Raw genomic sequence first — 17,044 nt, 5'->3', positions numbered from 1 at the left:
AATATGAAACGTTTTAAAAATTACGCATTGTGGATTGCAATAGCTGCGGTTGTTGGGATGGCGCTAGTAGATTTCGGCGTGATTCCTGATACGCAAGTTTTCAACACTTACGTCGATAAAATTCTGTATATCTTAATCTTAGCGGGCGTAATTAACAATCCGTCTAACGGGTCCGGCTTCAAAGACGAAAAATAATCGAAATATTGCGAGGGTCGGCGAAACTTTAGCGCCTGCTCTTGCGTACATACTAATAACGCGATATATTAGAAATAAGGAGTGATTACGTAATGGAAGCGCAAGTAATCAGCAATGAAACGTTAGTTATCGAGGTTGAACGCAAAAAAGGTTCCATACTAGGCGGAATAGGGCGAGTGTTTGCGTTCACATTTGGCGGATTCGGCATTCTTATTTCCGCACTATTATTCGTAACAATCATCGGAATATTTCCGGCAATTGGCTTGTTCTTTATGTCGCTCGGATTGATTTACGCATCGCTCGGCAAGCAAGCGGTCAAATGTCCGCATTGTAAAAAGCGTCACTATGTCGTAAAGACTGCGGAAAATATGACGTGTTCAAAATGTCGCAGATTGACCGTTATCAATTGGAAGTAACGTAAAACGCCCCGTACTTAGCGGAAATTATCCGTTGAGGCGGGGCTATTTTTTGTTTATCGTAAATAATTCGTTCATGTCCGTAATTTCAAGCACCTCCGCAATCTTTCCGAGCGCATCCTTAGGGTAACGCTTCATCTTTCCAGAACATAACTCGCTAACTGTCCGCGTAGATAGTTCGGTCATTTCCGCAATATCCTTCTGCTCAAGTCCACGCTCTGCTAAAATCTCTTTCAATCGAAGCTCCAATACGATCGCCCTCCGTTTACTGTTTCCTTAATTATACGATATTTTTGCAGATTACGCAATTCGTAATTGACAATTTTAACGGACATGTTTATACTTACGTTAAACGTAAATTACGGAAGGAGTAATCGAAATGATAGTCGCAAACGAAGCCACGCTCGAAAATCTAGTAAACTTCGAATCTATCGCGCAATTAAACGAAACTGTGCGCGAACATAAACGCAATAACAAGCTAAATAAGACGGAGGTCGCCGTGCTTGACATACTACATCGCCACAGCGCGAAATACATCGGCGTGTCATTTCTGCGCAAAAACAAAATCGGCGAGCTAATCGGCAAGTCACGCCGTACCATTATCCGCGTATCCAACCGTTTAGAATCGCTCAACATCATCAAGCAACACGAAATGAAACGAGCAAGCGATATGCAACAAACGAGTAATGCTATCGTTATACTGCCGTTTATTGCGAAAGATACGCCGTCGACTGACGCAGAAATGCACGATATCACACAAGAGGTAAGCGAAAATGTCACGCATAAGACAACACCTTCTTTAAAACAACCGAATAATAATACATATAAAGACACGACAATCGCGTCAAATGCGCTAAAAGGCGCGCTGCCAAACAATATCTACGACGCCATGTCTCGTTATTTCAGCGCAGAAGCAATCTATAAATATTACGGTATATTGTTACGGGCAAAATCATCGGTCGATTCTAGCGTCACAATCGAGGATAATCCAGCGCCATTTGTTGACGCATGGCACGCAACGATACTAAAAGCGAAGCAAGGCAAGGTGCGGAAAATGGACGACTACTTGTACGCAAGTTGGAGGCAGGCGACGTATACGGCGAAGGCATTGCAGAATGATGGCGGTAGCATGGCGCGGATTTTTGCGGAGTGTATGAACGGTTGATAAAGAACGTTTGTTCGTGTATAATTGCGCTAGAGGTGATGACGAATGGACAAACGACTAAAGGATCGCGGACTAATGAAATGGACCGGACTAATGTTTCCGGAGCATGTCGCCATGTTGCGTCAAATGCGTGGTGAGCAGGACCTATGCGAAAAGCCGATCGTGGACGACTTTATGCGAGCGGAGTTTGACGAGGGTATATTTTACGCGATGGAGTACAATCTGACGGTTAGATTTACGACTTGGCAGGCGGGCATGATCGAATACGTGACGGGTTTTATCCATTACATCGACCATGTTACGGAGGAACTTCGGATCGAAACGTTTTCGGACGGTTTTAAACGTGTGCGTATGGCGGACGTGGTTCGCGTCGATGTGGTCGAGGATTAGCGCTTTCCTTCTATATAAATACGTGCTAAAATAGGTACTAGTCGAAAGTACGGACAAATGGTCGCTCAATGATCGTGTTCAAATAGCGGTATAGTAACGGTTGAATAAAACGTGGCACGTTCGCATGCGGGAGTTCGAATCTCTCCTGGGACGTAACAAGTAGAAAAGAGTCAAATCCTTCAAACATAGGATTTGGCTCTTTTTGTTATAATGAAAAACTTTTACCTTAAAATTTTTATTTTTTTAGAAAATAATATAAAAAATAGAATTGAAATGTATGCAAAGATAGGATAATTTTAAATTAGAGAGATCGGTTGTTAGTGAGATTGACTTAAATTTTTTAGGTTGTGGGGAATGTAAAATGAACAAAAATGATAAACACGTTGAAACCGTTGGTATGCTATATACCTTTTTTGCGTTTTTGATGTGGGCATTTTTAGCCTTGTATTGGAATGCATTACAGAGTGTATCCTCTACTGAAATATTAGCTCATCGTATTTGTTGGGCTTTTGTCTTTATGATTACCATTTTATGCTTAAAGAAAAATAAGCTTTCTTTATTTTATGCAAACTTTAAAACCCTCATTTTTACCCCTCGTTTATTGTTTTTAGTCATTTGTTCTTCTTTAGCTATTAGTGCAAACTGGGTTATTTATATTTGGGCTGTCAATCACGAACGAGTCGTAGAAGCAAGCTTAGGTTTGTACATAACCCCACTCGTAAGTATTTTGTTTGGGATGATATTTCTCAAAGATCGAACAAATTTGCTACAGATCATTGCCATCTCCATGGCGGCTTTTGGGGTTCTTATTTTAACATTGAAATACGGACATGTTCCTTGGATTGCGCTTTCCCTAGCTCTAACTTCTGGAATATACAGCTTATCGAAAAAATTTATTCATTTCGACTCCGTTATTGGAATGACTTTTGAAACGTTGATGGTCATGCCTTTTGCACTAATGTATTTAATTTATCTTCATGGTAAAGGAATTTCAGCTTTTGGGGCTGGGCCGATCCATATCACATTATTATTAATCGGAGCTGGAGTTGTAACGGCACTCCCTCTTATTTGGTTTGCTGAAGGTGCAAAAAGAATAACACTTACTATGATCGGATTTTTTCAATACATTACACCGTCGGTTACTTTTATTCTAGGTATTTTTGTTTTCAAAGAATCGGTAATTTTTATACAGTGGATTTCATTTTTATTTATTTGGGCAGCTTTGCTTGTTTTTACGCTTTCTAAGACTAAGTTAACTACTATAGTAAGGATTTCTGACAAAAAAGAAGCCTGATTTCTTATTCAGGCTTCTTTTTTTATAAAAATACATTTGAAAATGTTATCATTCGATAGAATTCGTGTAAACTAATGTAGTTTTCAGTAGCATAAATATTCATTCTGTGCTATTATATGACATAACGATGATAGATTTTACTTTCTTTTTTCATCACATACTTATTCCTTAATTAATTTAGGTGCAGAAATATACATAATTTACTCATAGATGACCAATTATTCAAAATACTTCATGAAATTTATTTTTATCCATCACAATTGTTTAAGTTGTAAATAATTGGATTAAAAACCAAAACAAAAATAGCAGAAAATAAAAAAATCTTACTTTTTTTCAAAGAAAAAATTAAGTGAGATATTCTTTATTTATCAATATTGTAAGCGTTCGCATAATTAAAACTTATTATAAATTATCAAATTATTCATGAAAATGGGTGTTGACTTAACTTCTAAATCAGCGTAAGATAGTCCCAACAAAGCAATACAATAACGTTGCTAATTAAAAATTAAATTTTAAATGAATGTTTAATGTAAAATTGGAAAATATATTGTTAAAGTGTTGAAGAGGATAAGTAATTTTATATTTGGATTCCACAGAGAGCCGGTAGTGCTGAGAGCCGGTGAACCAGTATAAGACGAACTCACCTCGGAGCATCGATTTGAACGTTAGTAGGATCGGTCGAGTGTTTTCACTCGTTATCAAAAGGACGCGATGTTGTCATAAGTGCACGAATTTTTCGTGAATTAGGGTGGTACCGTGGAATGGAAATAAAACCTTTTCACCCCTTTATTCTACTTTGATAGTAGATATTTAGGGGAGAAGAGGTTTTTTGTGTTTTATGGATATTTGAAATTTATAGGAGGTAAAAACAATGTTGCAAGAAGCTGCCTTTACTGAAAATAAGGCTGAACCTGAGACTGTAAACAAAAAGAAAACTGGATCTGATGTATTGTTAGAAGCGCTAGAAAAGGAAAATGTTGAAGTTATTTTTGGATATCCAGGAGGAGCAGTTCTTCCGTTATATGACAAAATATACGATTCCAAAATTAAACATATTTTGCCTCGTCATGAACAAGGTGGGATTCACGCAGCAGAAGGCTATGCAAGAATCTCTGGTAAACCAGGAGTTGTTATTGCAACATCTGGACCTGGTGCAACCAATGTTGTAACGGGTTTAGCAGATGCCATGATGGATTCTTTACCACTTGTTGTCTTTACAGGACAAGTAGCAACAAGTGTAATTGGTACGGATGCTTTTCAGGAGGCAGACATTCTTGGAATTACAACACCTATTACGAAGTACAATTACCAAATCAGAAGTATTGAAGAAATTCCACGTATCATAAAAGAGGCATTCTATATTGCTACTAGTGGAAGACCTGGTCCTGTGCTCATTGATTTTCCAAAAAATATTGCTGCTTTTGTATCAGAAGAGTCAACACAAAAACAGGAAGAAATCGAAGTTCATTTGCCAGGTTATCAACCAACGACGAAGCCTAATTATTTGCAGATTAGAAAGTTAACTGAAGCAGTAAGCAGAGCGAAAAAGCCTGTTATTTTAGCAGGAGCGGGTGTAGTTTTTTCAAAAGCTTCAGCAGAATTAAAGGAATATGTTGAACAGCAGAAAATACCTGTGGTTCATACTTTACTTGGATTAGGCGGCTTTCCTGCAGATAACGACCTATTTTTAGGAATGGGTGGTATGCACGGGTGTTACACTGCTAACATGGCTTTGTATGAATGTGATTTGTTAATAAACATTGGTGCTCGTTTTGATGATCGCTTAACAGGAAACTTACAGCACTTTGCACCAAAGGCAGTTATCGCTCATGTGGATATTGATCCTGCAGAGATTGGTAAAGTAGTGCCAACGCAAATTCCAGTGGTTGCTGATGCAAAAGAAGCTTTGCAGCAATTAATCCAAGCTCAAGGAAAACCGCCTGTTCATGATGAATGGTTGAAAACCATAAATGAATGGAAAGAAAAGTATCCATATCATTATGAAAATAAAGGTGGATTAAAGCCACAAAAAGTTATGGAATTGTTATTCTCAAAAACAAAAGGGAATGCAATTGTAACAACTGATGTTGGACAGCATCAAATGTGGACTGCACAATATTACAAATTTAATGAAGCGAACAAATGGGTTACTTCAGGTGGATTAGGCACAATGGGATTTGGTTTACCTGCCAGTATTGGTGCACAAATTGCTGATCCGAATGCATGTGTAGTATCGATCAGCGGAGATGGCGGTTTCCAAATGTGCGCACAAGAGCTAGGAGTTATTAGAGAATTAAATCTTCCGATTAAAATTGTGATTTTAAATAACCAAGCTTTAGGAATGGTTAGACAATGGCAGGAAATTTTCTATGATAATCGCTTCTCTCATAGTAAAAATTCAGTTCAACCGGACTTTGTGAAATTAGCTGAAGCATATGGAATTAAAGGTTATCAAATTCAAACTGAAGAAGAAGCTGAAGCAATTTTAGATGATGTGATCAATAGCAATGAACCAGTTTTATTGGATTTTAGAGTAGATCCAGATGAAAATGTCTTCCCTATGATCGCACCAGGAAAAGGATTGCATGAAATGGTAGGAGTGAAACCATCGTGAAAAGAATCATCAGTTTAACCGTTCTGAATCGGGCAGGTGTCTTGAACCGCATTACGAACTTATTTTCAAAAAGAAATTATAACATTGAAAGTATTTCGGTTGGGCTCTCAGAGCAAGAAGGAATTTCAAGAATCACTTGTGTCTTACATGTGGATAATAGTCAAGAAATCGAACAAGTAACGAAACAGCTTAATAAGCAGGTTGACATCATTAAAGTAACTGATATTACAGACCAATCGATTGTGGCTCGGGAGCTGGCATTAATTAAAGTGTTAGCAACCCCGCAAACAAGAAATGAAATTTATTCATTAATAGAACCATTTAGAGCATCTGTTGTAGATGTCAGTAAGGAAAGTGTCGTTATTCAAATAACGGGTGAATTCGATAAGGTGGAAGCCTTCATTGATTTGATTAAGCCTTATGGCATTAAAGAACTTGCAAGAACGGGGACAACAGCTTTTCCTCGTGGAACACAACGCAGTAGCTCAAAAAATTCGTTTTCAATTGTTTAATTATAACAATAGAATAAATCAAACTAATTCATAACATTCGAAAGGGAGTATTTAAAATGGCAAAAATGTATTATAACGGAGACGCAAATGCAGCATATTTAGAAGGAAAAACAGTAGCAGTAATTGGATACGGTTCACAAGGTCATGCGCATGCATTAAACATGAAAGACAGTGGCGTTAACGTAATCATCGGCTTAAGACAAGGAAAATCATGGGATAAAGCAGTTGAAGATGGATTTGACGTATTTTCAGTTAGTGAAGCAACTGCTAAAGCAGATGTTGTAATGATCCTATTGCCAGATGAGCTTCAACCTAAAGTATATAATGAAGAAATTAAACCAAACCTTAAAAATCAAGCTCTTATGTTTGCTCATGGCTTTAACATCCACTTCCACCAAATCGTGGCACCAAAAGAATGTGATGTATTGCTAGTAGCACCAAAAGGCCCAGGACATCTTGTAAGAAGAACGTTTGAACAAGAAGCAGGTGTACCAGCATTATTTGCAATCTATCAAGATGTGACAGGCGAAGCAAGAGAGCTAGCGTTATCTTATGCAAGAGCAATCGGTGCATTACGTGCGGGAGCATTAGAGACAACTTTCAAAGAAGAAACTGAAACAGATTTATTCGGTGAACAAGCTGTTCTATGCGGTGGATTAACTGCATTAGTAAAAGCGGGCTTTGAAACTCTTGTAGAAGCTGGATACCAACCTGAATTAGCTTATTTTGAATGTTTGCATGAATTAAAGCTTATTGTAGATCTAATGTACGAAAACGGTATGGCAGGAATGAGATATTCAATTTCTGATACAGCTCAATGGGGAGATTTTGTAACAGGACCAAGAATCGTAACTGAAGACGTGAAAAAAGAAATGAAAGCAGTATTAACAGATATTCAAGAAGGTAAATTTGCAAGAGGTTGGATCTTAGAAAACCAAGCAAATAGACCAGTATTTAATGCTATTAATGAAAGAGAAAATGAACACTTAATTGAAAAAGTTGGTAAAGAGCTTCGCGCAATGATGCCATTTGTTAACAGCGGAAAGAAGAAAGAAGTGGTTGGTAGTGGAAAAAATTAAAATATTTGATACGACATTAAGGGATGGGGAGCAATCACCTGGAGTTAATTTAAACTTCTCAGAAAAACTTGAAATTGCAAGACAGCTTGAAAAATTAAATGTCGATATAATTGAAGCTGGTTTCCCAGCTGCTTCAAAAGGAGATTTCTCTTCTGTTCACGAAATTGCAAAAACAGTAAGAAATTGCTCTGTTACTGGACTAGCTCGTGCTGTCCAATCAGATATTGACGCTGCGTGGGAAGCATTAAAGGTTGGAGCAGAGCCGAGGTTGCATGTTTTTATTGCAACCTCTCCCATTCATCGCCAATATAAGCTGAAGATGACAAAAGAGCAAGTGATTGAAAAAGCAGTAGCTATGGTTCAATATGCAGCAAAACGCTTCCCTGTTATTCAATGGTCTGCAGAGGATGCCTGTCGAACAGAATTGCCGTATTTAGCTGAAATCGTTGAAGCAGTCATTCAAGCTGGAGCCAGAGTTATTAACATACCTGATACAGTTGGTTACATTACTCCTCAAGAATATGGAGAAGTCTTCAAATATTTAAAACAAAATGTTCCTTCTATTGACAAAGTATCATTATCAACTCATTGCCATGATGATTTAGGGATGGCTGTTGCTAACTCACTTGCTGCTGTTCAGAATGGAGCGACTCAAGTTGAGTGTACACTGAACGGAATTGGTGAAAGAGCAGGTAATGCTGCTTTAGAAGAAATTGCAGTAGCGCTGCATATAAGAAAAGACTATTATCAAAAAGAAACTCGTCTTAATTTAAAAGAAATAAGTAAAACAAGCAGCTTAGTTAGCAAGCTAACCGGCATGATTGTTCCTAATAATAAAGCTGTTGTTGGTAAAAACGCATATGCTCATGAATCAGGAATTCACCAAGATGGAGTATTAAAAGAAAAATCCACATATGAGATTATTTCTCCTGAACTTGTCGGTTTTCAATCAAACTCGATGGTTCTTGGAAAGCATTCTGGCAGTCATGCGTTTAAAACTCGATTACATGAGCTAGGTCTAGAGGTTGGTGATGAAGATATTAAAGATCTTTTTGTCGCTTTTAAGGATTTAGCGGATCGTAAGAAAGAAATGACGGATGACGATTTAGTTGCTCTTGTGTTAGAGGAAAAGCTATCCAAAGAAGATCGTTTTTATAAATTAGAAACGATTCAAATCCATCATGATTCAAAACAGGTTCCATCAGCTACCATTACGTTATCTGGTATTAATAACGAGGTTATTCAAGAGACTGGAACTGGTGCGGGTAGTGTAGAGGCTTTATATAATACATTAGAAAAATGTATTCAAGGTGAGGTTGAACTTCAAGACTACCGGACACAATCTGTTGGCGGCGGAAGAGATGCGTTAGCCCATGTTTATGTCAAAGTACGTTTTAAAGGGATCGAAACAAGTGGTCGTGGCCTTGACCAAGACGTATTAGACGCTTCTGCTAAAGCCTATTTGAATGCGGTAAATAGAGCGATATATATGAAAGAAAAAGAAACAGCAACCGTTCAAGGGTAGTGTATTAGGAGGAAGCAAGCATGAACAAACGAATCGCCGTATTGCCTGGTGACGGAATAGGAAAAGAAATTATTCAAGGTGCGATTGATGTTTTACAAACGATTGGAGAACGTTTTAATCACCAATTTGAATTTCAATATGGATTAATAGGTGGTTCTGCAGTTGATGAAGCAGGATCTCCCCTTCCTGATGAAACAATTGAGTTATGTAAAAACAGTGACGCAGTACTTTTAGGTGCGGTTGGAGGACCTAAGTGGGATGGAAACCCTGTTCCCTTACGCCCTGAGCAAGGTTTGTTGAAAATTAGAAAAGAGCTTCAGCTTTTTGCAAATTTAAGACCAACCACTTATTATGAGAGTCTTGCAGATTCTTCTCCTTTACGCAAAGAAATTATTCAAGATGTCGACATGCTAATGGTGCGAGAATTGACAGGCGGTATCTATTTTGGGAAACCAAGTGAGCGTACTGAATTAAATGGAAAAAATGGTGCGGTGGATACATTGCTTTATCAAAAGGAAGAAATTTATCGTGTGGTAAAACAAGCATTTGAGTTAGCAAAAATCCGCGGTAAAAAAGTTACTTCCGTTGATAAAGCTAATGTACTAGAATCTAGCAGATTATGGCGAGAAACAGCAGAGGAAGTAAGCAAAGATTATCCAGATGTTGTTTTAGAGCATATGCTTGTGGATAATGCTGCGATGCAATTAATTAGAAATCCAAAGCAATTTGATGTAGTTGTTACAGAAAATATGTTTGGAGATATTTTAAGTGATGAAGCGTCCGTATTAACCGGGTCCTTAGGAATGCTGCCATCTGCAAGTATTTCAGAAAATGGACCGTATTTATTTGAGCCAATCCATGGATCAGCACCAGATATAGCTGGTAAAAATTTAGCAAATCCACTTGCAACTATACTATCAGCTGCTATGATGCTGCGACTGTCATTTGGTCTCGAGGATGAAGCGGCATTGATCGAAGCAGCCGTAAATGAAGTTCTGGAAAATGGCTATCGAACAAATGATATCGCTGCACCTAATAAAAAAATCGTTTCTACGACTGAAATGGTTCATGCGGTCATAGCAGTGATTCAAGAAAAATGAAGCTGTATCTAACATGGTTGATGCATGAATTAATGTAAAACCATCATTATGAGGGTGGCCCTAAACAAAGTAACAAGTACCTTTAAGATTATACTTTTTTCGACAGTATATCTTAGAGCCTTAATTGCTTTTGGGACACCCTCTTCATTTAGTGAACTTACTTTAGCAAAGAATAAGAATGATTCGAACAACCTGCCTTTATAGATTTAGGTAGGAAGTTTCTATAACATTTTAAAAAGAAAAATTCGATAATATAGGGGGATAGCTATGGGAAAGTCAATTATTGAGAAAATATGGGAAAAACATACCGTTTGCCAAGAGGAAGGGAAACCGGATTTATTATACATTGACCTTCATTTAGTTCATGAAGTTACTTCTCCACAAGCATTTTCTGGATTAAGAATGAAAAATAGAACGGTAAGAAGACCAGATAGAACATTTGCAACAATGGACCATAATGTTCCAACTGTCAATCGTTTTAACGTTGATGATCCAGTTGCTTTAAATCAGATGACAACATTAGAAAAAAACTGTTTAGAATTTAATGTACCTTTAGCAGGTTTAGATAGTCCAGAGCAAGGGATTGTTCATGTTATTGGACCAGAATTAGGCTTAACTCAACCTGGAAAAACGATTGTTTGCGGCGATAGCCATACATCCACTCATGGTGCTTTTGGCGCTCTTGCTTTTGGGATAGGAACGAGTGAAGTTGAACATGTTTTAGCGACTCAAACGCTGTGGCAAACAAAACCGAAGACTTTAAAGCTTGAGATTAATGGGAAGCTAGCACAAGGTGTTACAGCAAAAGATGTTATTTTATATGTTTTATCCAGGCACGGAGTAAATTTTGGTACGGGCTATGTCATTGAATATGCTGGTGATGTGATTAAAAATTTATCAATGGAAGAGCGAATGACCGTATGTAATATGTCGATTGAAGGTGGAGCAAGAGCAGGTCTTGTTTGTCCAGATGAAACAACATATAGCTATTTAAAAGGAAGAAAATATGCTCCGAAAGATTTTGAAAAGTATACACAAATTTGGAGTGAGCTAGTATCTGATAACGATGCAATTTATGATAAGGTCATTGTCATCGATGGAAATGATATTGCACCAATGGTAAGCTGGGGAACAAACCCAGCAATGACGGCAAAAATTACTGAATCTATTCCGACATTAGCTGATTGTCAGGATGAAATTGAACGTAAGTCTTTAACAAATGCTTTACAGTATATGGACTTAAAAGAAGGACAGAACATTAAAGATATAGAGATTCAACATGTCTTTATAGGCTCCTGTACAAATTCACGTATCGAAGATTTAAGAACGGCAGCTGATATGATCAAAGGGCAAAAGGTTCATCCAAATGTGAGAGCGTTGGTCGTTCCTGGATCACAGCAAGTAAAGAAAGTTGCTGAAGTAGAAGGTTTAGACATAGTGTTCAAGGAAGCTGGTTTTGAATGGCGTGAAGCAGGCTGTAGCATGTGTTTAAGTATGAATAATGATATTGTTCCAAGCGGTGAACACTGTGCATCCACTTCTAATCGTAATTTTGAAGGAAGACAAGGAGCTGGAGCGAGAACACACCTTGTCAGCCCATCAATGGCTGCTGCGGCTGCTATTTACGGCAAGTTTGTTGATATAAGAGAATGGAAGACTGCAGAAATTGTAAATTGATTGGAGGGATCATGATGAGTGGATTTAAAAAACTAACTGGTAAAGCTGTTGCAATGGATCGTGCAAATGTAGATACGGATCAAATCATTCCAAAGCAGTTTTTAAAAAGAATAGAGAAAACTGGATTTGGAAAATTTGCTTTTTATGATTGGCGCTTTAAAGAAAATGGAGAACCTAATCCAGAGTTCGAATTAAACTATCCTGAGAATCAAGGAGCATCGATTTTAATTGCGAATAAAAATTTTGGTTGTGGATCTTCAAGAGAACATGCTCCTTGGGCTTTACAGGACTATGGTTTTCAAGTGGTAATTGCCCCATCATTTGCAGATATTTTCTATCAAAACTGTTTAAAAAATGGTATGCTTCCTATTCAGCTTGAAAATGAGCAAGTAGATTACTTGTTAAAAGCTGCTAAAAACCAGCCTTATACTTTAACGATTAATTTAGAAGATGAAACCGTTAAAGATGACCAAGGATTTTCAGCATCATTCACGATCCATCCATATTGGAGAAAAATGCTTTTAAATGGATGGGATGAAATTGAAATTACGTTGCAATACGATGATCAAATTGGTGAATATGAAAAGCAAACGCAATTTTAGGAAATTAGAAATCTAATAAAAGAGGCTTATTCAAAAGGAAGGACTGCAAACTCCAATTAGAGTAAAGTTTTAAAAATTGGAGGGAACAACTAACTTTTGAATGAGTCTCTTTTTCTAATAGCTTTAGATCATCTTTTTTTAAGTCTGAGATCGTTTTTGTTTTTTTGTTATCTATGCTAAACTTACTTCAAATCAATTTTAACAAGGCGGTTATTTTCATATGAAAAAACGGGAAAAGCCAATGCAAAAAGGAAATGTCATACTTTTTCCCGATCTTGAAAGAAGACTAAAGGAAAAAGGTCTTGATTGTCTGAAGGAAAAAAAATATCGTGAAGCAATTGAGTTATTTGAAGAGGCAAAGAAATTAGAACCAGAAAACAGTGATATTTATATCGGCTTGATACTTTCTTATTATGAAACAGGTTCCCTTAACAAAGCAAAAAAGCTTGTTAGATTCGTCTTACAAGAAGGTATCGGTGATTATATAAAAATGGTCGATCTTTATATCATGATTCTAGTTCAACTGCATGAATATGAAGAAATTATTTCAACAATTGAAGGTTTGTTAGAAGATAACCAGATTCCAAAGGATAAGTATGAGCATTTTTCGAAAATGCTCCACTTTAGTAGAAAAATGTCGAGTGCTCGAACTGAGAAAAAAGAGAAGCAAGCAGATTACAAGCATGATGCTGATCAGGAACTAAAGCTATTTATTGATCAAGATCCAAGAGAAATGATGATGCGAATTGCAAAGCTCGCGGATGAAAATATTCGACCTTATTTAAAAGATATAAAAAGGTATTTACTACTAGCTGAGGGACATCCTTTTTTAAAAACAATGCTGCTGAATGTTTTAAAAGAACATGAGTATGATCAATCTGTTGATGTAGAAAAATTCGGGAAACAAAAATCGATTATCCCTATTGAGCTGGAAGATATTCATCGGCAGTCGCAAGCTAAAAGTATTAAAAAAATTGTAAAAGAAGCATTGGAAAATGATGATCCTATTTTATTTGAGAATATTAAAAGCTTAATTGAACGCCATTTTTTTCTTATCTATCCGTTTAAGCTTGAGCCTGTTACAAATGATGCATGGGCAGCTGCCTATCATTATATCGTCAATCAATATTACGGCAAGGATGAGAATATAACAAAGTATGCAGAGCTGTATAACATTGAAAAAGAAGAGATAGAACAAGCTCAAATGGTAATTAGAGAACTAGAAGAAATTTCTTACCCTAATATATAGTATGGCAGTTGAACAAATAAAAACGTATGGTATAATATAATGGTTGTATTATGTGAATTTAACTATGTTTACAATTAATAATGGGTTGAGGTCAACCAAAAGAAAAGTTCCAAGCAATTCTCAAATATATATTGTTTTCTATAATGACAATATCAAATACTTAGGAATTATTGGAGGATGACAGACCCTTTTGGGTAGTCCTCATTCATGATAATAGATGTTGGAGGGAATTTAACGAATGTCAGTAAAATGGGAAGCTTTAGAAGGTAATCGTGGAGTTTTAACAGTTGAAGTAGGTGCAGAAAAAGTAAACGAAGGTTTAGATGCTGCATTTAAAAAAGTTGTTAAACAAATAAATGTACCAGGATTCCGTAAAGGTAAAATGCCTCGTGGAATGTTTGAAAAACGTTTTGGTGTGGAATCATTATATCAAGATGCAATTGATTTTCTTTTGCCTGAAGCTTATGCTAATGCAGTAGAAGAAGCAGGAATTGACCCTGTAGATCGTCCTGAAATCGATATTGAAAAAATCGAAAAAGGAAGCACTCTTGTTTTTAAAGCAACTGTAACAGTAAAGCCAGAAGTGAAGCTTGGCGAATATAAAGGGATTGAAGTAGAAGCCTTCAATACTGCTGTAACAGATGAGGATGTACTAGCGGAAATCAAAACTCTACAAGGAAGACAAGCTGAGCTTGTGTTAAAAGAAGAGGGTGCAGCTGAAATCGGAGATACAGTTGTAATGGATTTCGAAGGCTTTGTAGATGGAGTGGCTTTTGAAGGAGGTAAAGGTGAGAATTATTCACTTGAGCTTGGTTCTGGACAATTTATTCCTGGATTTGAAGATCAATTAGTAGGTCTTGCTGCTGGTGAATCAAAGGATGTTGAAGTAACTTTCCCTGAGGAATACCACGCGGCTGATTTAGCTGGAAAGCCTGCTGTTTTTAAAGTTACGGTACATGAAATTAAAGCGAAAGAACTTCCAGAATTAGATGACGAGTTTGCAAAAGACGTAGATGAAGAAGTTGAAACTTTAGATGCGCTTAAAGAAAAAATTAAAGATCGTCTAGTTCACGATAAAGAACATCAAGCTGAACATTATCTACGTGATACTGTTGTTGAAAAAGCAGCTGAAGTTTCTGAAATCGATATTCCAGCTGTTATGATTGAAACTGAAATTGACCGTATGGTAAGAGAATTCGAGCAACGCCTTCAAGGTCAAGGAATGAATTTAGAACTTTACTACCAATTCTCTGGTCAAAATGAAGAAGCACTTCGTACGCAAATGAAGGAAGATGCTGAGAAGCGTGTGAAGAACTCTTTAACTCTTGAAGCCATTATTCAAGCTGAAAAAATCGAAGTAACAGATGAAGAAGTAAATGAAGAGCTTCAAAAAATGGCAGATATGTATAATATGAAGGTAGAAGATGTTCAAAAAGCTCTTGGAAGCTTAGAAGGCGTTAAAGCTGACCTTCAAATGAAAAAAGCAGTTGATTTTCTTGTAGAAAACAGTAAATCTGTTGCATAATAGAAGTAATTAAAACAAGGCACGATTTAATCGTGTCTTGTTTTATACAAAATTTTTTTACATATAATTTGTTAAAGGGTCACTGGTATATAAGCAATTGATCAATGGATTGTTAGTCAAGCCAGTATTTTGGGTATGATGTACAGGAAAGGTTACATAAAGGAGCTTCTTTCATTTCATAATAGTGATAAATGGATGCGCTGATAAAATTCTTTTGGTGTGGATCACAATAAAATACCTTCTAAGAGTTTTCATTTCCTGTACATTGTCAAAATGTGTTACAATGCAATACATAATTAAAGGATGTTTTAAACAAATTCAGATTAACTGTGATCCGCAAGCTTTCTATAAACAGTAGAAGTTTTACAAGGGGTGAAGGCATTGTTTAAGTTCAATGATGAAAAGGGACAATTAAAATGTTCTTTCTGTGGAAAAACACAAGATCAAGTGCGTAAGCTAGTTGCCGGTCCAGGTGTATACATTTGTGATGAATGTATTGAGCTTTGTACGGAGATTGTAGAAGAAGAGTTAGGTACTGAAGAAGAAGTAGAATTTAAAGATGTACCAAAACCAGCAGAAATTAAAGATATTTTAAATGAATATGTAATTGGTCAAGATCAAGCAAAAAAATCGTTATCCGTTGCTGTTTACAATCACTATAAGAGAATTAACTCTAACAGCAAAATTGATGATGTTGAGCTTTCAAAAAGTAATATTTGTATGATTGGTCCAACTGGTAGCGGGAAAACCTTACTTGCACAAACACTTGCACGTATACTTAATGTTCCATTTGCCATTGCAGATGCTACGTCGTTAACTGAGGCAGGATACGTTGGTGAGGATGTTGAGAATATTCTTTTAAAGCTTATTCAAGCGGCAGATTATGATGTGGAAAAAGCTGAAAAAGGAATTATTTACATTGATGAAATCGATAAGATTGCAAGAAAATCTGAAAATCCGTCCATAACGAGAGATGTTTCAGGTGAAGGTGTTCAACAAGCGTTATTGAAAATTTTGGAGGGGACCGTGGCTAGTGTACCTCCTCAAGGTGGAAGAAAACATCCGCATCAAGAATTCATTCAAATTGATACGTCAAATATCTTATTTATATGTGGTGGAGCATTTGATGGAATTGAGCCAATTATTAAGCGCCGCTTAGGTCAAAAGGTAATTGGTTTTGGGTCAGATCCTAAACAAAAGGAAATTGAACCAAAAGATTTATTATCAAAGGTTTTACCAGAGGATTTACTCAGATTTGGATTAATTCCAGAGTTTATCGGACGTCTACCTGTTATTGCTAGTCTAAATTCTCTTGATGAAAAAGCATTAATTGAAATATTAACAAAGCCGAAAAATGCTCTTGTTAAACAATATCAAAAAATGCTTGAGCTTGATAATGTAGAACTAGAATTTGAAGAGGCTGCGTTGCATGAAATCGCTAAGAAAGCGATTGAACGTAAAACAGGAGCTCGTGGATTGCGTTCTATCATTGAAGGAATTATGCTTGATGTAATGTTTGAGCTTCCTTCAAGAGATGATATCGTTAAATGCATCATAACGAAAGAAACGGTTATAGAGAATAGCACACCAAAGCTAATCTTAGCTGATGGTACGATCATAGAAGAAGAAACAAAAACATCTGCATAAGATAAAAAAATCAAACCCTTTGTGGTTTGATTTTTTTTAGCCAATTGAAATGTA

The 17,044-nt window shown here is 36.7% G+C and carries 16 protein-coding genes and 1 other annotated feature; of the genes, 15 read left to right on the top strand and 1 reads right to left on the bottom strand.

The window, feature by feature from the left end; genetic code table 11:
• Positions 1-3 precede the first annotated feature (3 nt).
• Together FDO66_RS06795 and FDO66_RS06790 are read left to right on the top strand one after the other, a co-directional pair.
• A complete protein-coding gene (locus FDO66_RS06795; RefSeq protein ID WP_141431891.1) occupies positions 4-195 on the top strand; it encodes a phage holin family protein in 192 nt (63 codons plus the stop codon).
• 92 nt (positions 196-287) lie between these two features.
• Positions 288-611: a transposase gene (locus tag FDO66_RS06790; protein ID WP_141431890.1), complete on the top strand. Its 324-nt coding sequence runs from the start codon at positions 288-290 to the stop codon at positions 609-611.
• A gap of 45 nt (positions 612-656) precedes the next feature.
• Here FDO66_RS06790 and FDO66_RS06785 read toward each other — a convergent pair whose 3' ends face one another.
• Positions 657-860 (bottom strand): helix-turn-helix domain-containing protein, encoded by a 204-nt coding sequence (locus FDO66_RS06785; protein WP_141431889.1) that lies wholly within the window; start codon positions 858-860, stop codon positions 657-659.
• Positions 861-990: 130 nt separating this feature from the next.
• Between FDO66_RS06785 and FDO66_RS06780 the strand changes: the two genes are divergently transcribed.
• From FDO66_RS06780 to clpX, 13 genes are all read left to right on the top strand, one after another.
• A complete protein-coding gene (locus tag FDO66_RS06780; RefSeq protein ID WP_141431888.1) occupies positions 991-1,776 on the top strand; it encodes a helix-turn-helix domain-containing protein in 786 nt (261 codons plus the stop codon).
• A gap of 45 nt (positions 1,777-1,821) precedes the next feature.
• The gene (locus FDO66_RS06775; protein WP_141431887.1) at positions 1,822-2,166 is read left to right on the top strand and encodes a YolD-like family protein; all 345 of its coding nucleotides are present in this window, start codon (positions 1,822-1,824) and stop codon (positions 2,164-2,166) included.
• A gap of 361 nt (positions 2,167-2,527) precedes the next feature.
• Positions 2,528-3,460 (top strand): EamA family transporter RarD, encoded by a 933-nt coding sequence (gene rarD / locus FDO66_RS06770; RefSeq protein ID WP_141431886.1) that lies wholly within the window; start codon positions 2,528-2,530, stop codon positions 3,458-3,460.
• Positions 3,461-4,009: 549 nt separating this feature from the next.
• Positions 4,010-4,249, top strand: a binding site (T-box leader).
• 82 nt (positions 4,250-4,331) lie between these two features.
• Positions 4,332-6,074, top strand: a complete 1,743-nt coding sequence (ilvB, locus tag FDO66_RS06765) for an acetolactate synthase large subunit (protein WP_141431885.1) — start codon at positions 4,332-4,334, stop codon at positions 6,072-6,074.
• A complete protein-coding gene (gene ilvN, locus FDO66_RS06760) occupies positions 6,071-6,586 on the top strand; it encodes an acetolactate synthase small subunit (RefSeq protein WP_141431884.1) in 516 nt (171 codons plus the stop codon). Before ilvB ends, ilvN begins: the two co-directional genes overlap by 4 nt.
• Before the next feature lie 56 nt (positions 6,587-6,642).
• Positions 6,643-7,665 (top strand): ketol-acid reductoisomerase, encoded by a 1,023-nt coding sequence (gene ilvC / locus FDO66_RS06755; RefSeq protein WP_141431883.1) that lies wholly within the window; start codon positions 6,643-6,645, stop codon positions 7,663-7,665.
• The gene (locus tag FDO66_RS06750) at positions 7,652-9,190 is read left to right on the top strand and encodes a 2-isopropylmalate synthase (protein WP_141431882.1); all 1,539 of its coding nucleotides are present in this window, start codon (positions 7,652-7,654) and stop codon (positions 9,188-9,190) included. Before ilvC ends, FDO66_RS06750 begins: the two co-directional genes overlap by 14 nt.
• A 20-nt stretch (positions 9,191-9,210) precedes the next feature.
• Positions 9,211-10,290 carry a 3-isopropylmalate dehydrogenase gene (leuB, locus tag FDO66_RS06745; RefSeq protein ID WP_141431881.1) on the top strand — a complete coding sequence of 360 codons (1,080 nt, stop codon included), beginning with the start codon at positions 9,211-9,213 and terminating at the stop codon, positions 10,288-10,290.
• Between the two features lie 267 nt (positions 10,291-10,557).
• Positions 10,558-11,967 carry a 3-isopropylmalate dehydratase large subunit gene (leuC, locus tag FDO66_RS06740; RefSeq protein WP_141431880.1) on the top strand — a complete coding sequence of 470 codons (1,410 nt, stop codon included), beginning with the start codon at positions 10,558-10,560 and terminating at the stop codon, positions 11,965-11,967.
• A gap of 14 nt (positions 11,968-11,981) precedes the next feature.
• On the top strand, positions 11,982-12,569 hold the full coding sequence (gene leuD, locus FDO66_RS06735; RefSeq protein ID WP_141431879.1) for a 3-isopropylmalate dehydratase small subunit: 588 nt from the start codon (positions 11,982-11,984) through the stop codon (positions 12,567-12,569).
• Positions 12,570-12,789: 220 nt separating this feature from the next.
• Positions 12,790-13,818, top strand: a complete 1,029-nt coding sequence (locus tag FDO66_RS06730) for a tetratricopeptide repeat protein (RefSeq protein ID WP_141431878.1) — start codon at positions 12,790-12,792, stop codon at positions 13,816-13,818.
• A 238-nt stretch (positions 13,819-14,056) separates the two neighbouring features.
• Positions 14,057-15,343, top strand: a complete 1,287-nt coding sequence (tig, locus tag FDO66_RS06725) for a trigger factor (protein ID WP_141431877.1) — start codon at positions 14,057-14,059, stop codon at positions 15,341-15,343.
• Between the two features lie 381 nt (positions 15,344-15,724).
• Positions 15,725-16,990, top strand: a complete 1,266-nt coding sequence (clpX, locus tag FDO66_RS06720) for an ATP-dependent protease ATP-binding subunit ClpX (RefSeq protein ID WP_141431876.1) — start codon at positions 15,725-15,727, stop codon at positions 16,988-16,990.
• The last annotated feature ends 54 nt before the right edge of the window (positions 16,991-17,044 follow it).

The sequence above is a fragment of the Bacillus sp. 03113 genome, from assembly GCF_006546985.1.
In the GTDB taxonomy this organism is placed as follows: Bacteria; Bacillota; Bacilli; order Bacillales; family Cytobacillaceae; genus VATK01.
The sequence above is the reverse complement of the archived record's forward strand: the minus strand, read 5'-3'. Positions and strand labels throughout refer to the sequence as shown.